Source organism: Acetobacter tropicalis (genome assembly GCF_001580915.1).
In the GTDB taxonomy this organism is placed as follows: domain Bacteria; phylum Pseudomonadota; class Alphaproteobacteria; order Acetobacterales; family Acetobacteraceae; genus Acetobacter; species Acetobacter tropicalis.
In genome coordinates this window covers 1-3,143 of record NZ_LHZQ01000098.1, presented here as the reverse complement: position 1 = coordinate 3,143, position 3,143 = coordinate 1, and the positions used below count along the sequence as shown (strand labels likewise).

The window sequence follows — 3,143 nt, the reverse complement described above, 5'->3', positions numbered from 1 at the left end:
GGGGTCACGACACGAAAGTGTATTTTACGTACGCTTAGGGTGAACACCCACAGAACCGCCAGCATTGGGGTTCAAGCGACAAGCAGGGATGCAGGGACCCGAAGCGGACGTAACGCGCCCGCTTCGGGCTGCTCATCGACATTCCAGCGATAGTCCCCTGTCAGAGAAATATGCTCCCAACCGAGGGGTGCAATATGCCGGGCCAGATCATCGGAAATGCCGAGTGTCGTGATGGCCGACTGAAGATAGCGTGTGTTCCATAGGATAACCGCTGCCACCAGCAGGTTCAGACCTGACGCCCGATAGGCCTGATTTTCAAAACGCCGATCCCGTAGTTCGCCAAGCTGGTTAAAGAAGAGCGCCCGAGCCAGCGCATTCCGGGCTTCTCCCTTGTTGAGCCCTGCCTGGGTTCGCCTGCGCAAATCCAGATCCTGTATCCAGTCGAGCATAAAAATTGATCGCTCGATCCGGCCAACTTCACGCAAGGCAACAGCCAGACCATTCTGACGGGGATAAGAGCCGAGCTTCCGCAGCATGGCCGAAGCCGTCACGGTTCCACTCCGAATGGACGTAACGAGACGCAGCAGATCGTCCCAGTGGGCTACAATATGGTTGGTATTGATCGGGTCACCGGCCATTCCACTCAAGAGATCACCGGGGCTTTGATCTGGAAACAGGCGAAGTCTCCGCTCTTTCAGATCCCGTATCCTGGGCGCAAATCGATAACCGAAGAATGGCATCAGCCCAAAAACATGATCTGACGCCCCACCCGTGTCGGTATAATGCTCTTCAATGGAAAGCCCGTTGGCATGATATAGCAGCCCATCCAGAACATAGGGCGCTTCACCGGCCGTCGCAGCAATCACCCGGGTCGAAAACGGATCATACTGATCGGAGATGTGGGTGTAGAAACTGACGCCCGGTTCACTGCCATTGCGCGCATTGATATCGCTGATCGCAGCGCCTCTGCCACCTGCATGAAACAGTTGGCCATCACTTGAGGACGATGTTCCATCTCCCCAGAGCGACGCCAGGGGCAGACCACGATGGGCAGCGACCATGCGGCCAAGGGCTTCGGCGTATCCGGTCTCGCTGATATGCCAATCATGCAGATGCGCCAACTGGCGCAGGGTGGCACCCTGACAGGTGTCGGCCATGCGTGTCAGACCAAGATTAATGCCATCCGCCAGAATCACCGTCAGCAGGGCGTTTTTGTCATCCGCGACACGACTGGAGCGGCGATGGGTAAAGCAGTCGGTGAAACCAGTCCAGCGATCCACTTCCAGCAGAAGATCAGTAATCTTGATCCGTGGCAGCCGGTCGTAAGCCGCCCGCCTCAAATCTTCCACAGCAGGAGGTGTAATTGCTTTCAGAGGCGAAATCACAAGACCATGTGCATCAAGCCGGACCTGTGACAACTCGCCCTTCCTGGCAAGAGCCGTCACCCGGTTCAGCGCGGTTTCCAGCGCTGCACGCCGTTGAGACAGGAACGTGTCAGCCATAGCATTGATCGCCAGAGGCAACGGTCCTTGCGCGCGCATCGCTGCAAACGTGGCTTCCGGAAGAAGGTAGGTGTCGAATGCGCGGTATTGGCGACTTTCCGTTACCCAGATGTCTCCGGCACGCAGACGCTCACGCAACTGGGTCAGAACACAGAGTTCGTAAGCCTGCCGTATGACTGTTCCCTCTGGCCTGACAAAGCTGTGCCAGGAAGGTGGAATGAAACGGATCGGACAGGAGTCAGGCAAGCGGCGTTTACCGGTCCGATAGAGATCTCCAATGATCTGCACCGCCTTCAGTAATCCCTGTACCGTGCGGCCACCCTGAAACTGGAACGCGTTCAGGAATGGGCCAATGGCAGGGCGAAGAGAGCGATGCCGGTTGATCAGTTCGGCCGTGCGATCAATGGTTTCTGGAGCTGTCAGGGTTTCAGCCCTGCCGATGGCGTCCTGGAGACGGGGCCAGTCAATTCCCGTAATGGAAGACAGTGAATCAACGCCCTGATCACGCGCCTCAATCAGATGACAGCAGGAGGTTGTCAGCAGACGAAGTTGGGCCTGCAACGATCGCATGGTGACAATCGCTTTGTCACGGATCCGGTGCTCGGCACGGCGCATCATGCTTCCGAGGAGTTTGTCCATCATTGTGAGGGTCGCGTCGGTTAGAACCTCCTCAAGTCGGACCCCGGCTGCCACCAGAATGGCGTAACGACGGGATGACCGAAGCTCGGCCAGATGCTGAGGCGTAATCCGGGCAGCTTCTTCGCTCAAACGGTCAAAGGCCACACGCGGTATGGTCGTGGCGCGAGCGCTGTCGAGGTTCAGGGATCGTACATACTCCAGGCGTTCTAGCAGTCGCAGGATATTGCGCGCGGCTGGTGATAAGGGCGGGTTACGCAGCCACGAGAGCCAGGAGGCACTGCGATCGCCACGACGCTCCAGAATTTTGTCCAAACGACAACGGGTTTCCGGCGGCAGGCCCCCTGCAAGGACGTCATGGACAAGGTGATCGGCCTGCTGGCGAGCACGGCGCACTAGGGCTTCAATGACAGTGACCGACGGCAGAAGAATGCTTCGGCGACGCATCTCGTCAATCAGGATCGCAGCCATGCGGGATGGCTGGGTCACATGATGTGCAATTGGCATCGCGAAACCGGTCATGTCATGAAATGCCGACCGATCGAAGGTTCGGTAGCCATAACGCTTCATCAGGTGGGCCAGATGGGATCGACGGGTTTCGTCACGACGTCCGTAATGGGACCAGAGCCCAGGGGACAGGTCGAGCTGCCGCGCAACAAATGACAGAATGGAAGCCGGTGGTGTTTCACCAGATTCCAGCACCCGTCCCGGCCAGCGCATGTAGAGCATGACCATCGCAAAACCCAATCGGGAGGCGTCTCCGCGGCGGGTTGCGATCAGATCGAAGTCATCCTGGCTGAGTGTAAAATGTCTCGTGATCTCGCGATCATCGACAGAAGGCTCGTAATGTCGGGCAAGAGCTTCACGGGTCAGAAGACGGCGCCGCGCCATGATCGGATGTCTCCTTCATGTGTCCGGAAGGGGATCGCATGGACTTATTGAGTGTCATTCGGCGTTGGCATTACCGGGATCGTCTGCCGATCCCCTTCCGGACACATGAAGGAG

The 3,143-nt window shown here is 57.7% G+C and carries 1 protein-coding gene; it reads right to left on the bottom strand.

Annotation, left to right across the window (positions count from 1 at the left end; genetic code table 11):
* Positions 1 to 71: 71 nt before the first annotated feature.
* Positions 72 to 3,029: a Tn3 family transposase gene (locus AD944_RS00795; RefSeq protein WP_045543187.1), complete on the bottom strand. Its 2,958-nt coding sequence runs from the start codon at positions 3,027 to 3,029 to the stop codon at positions 72 to 74.
* Positions 3,030 to 3,143: the final 114 nt, after the last annotated feature.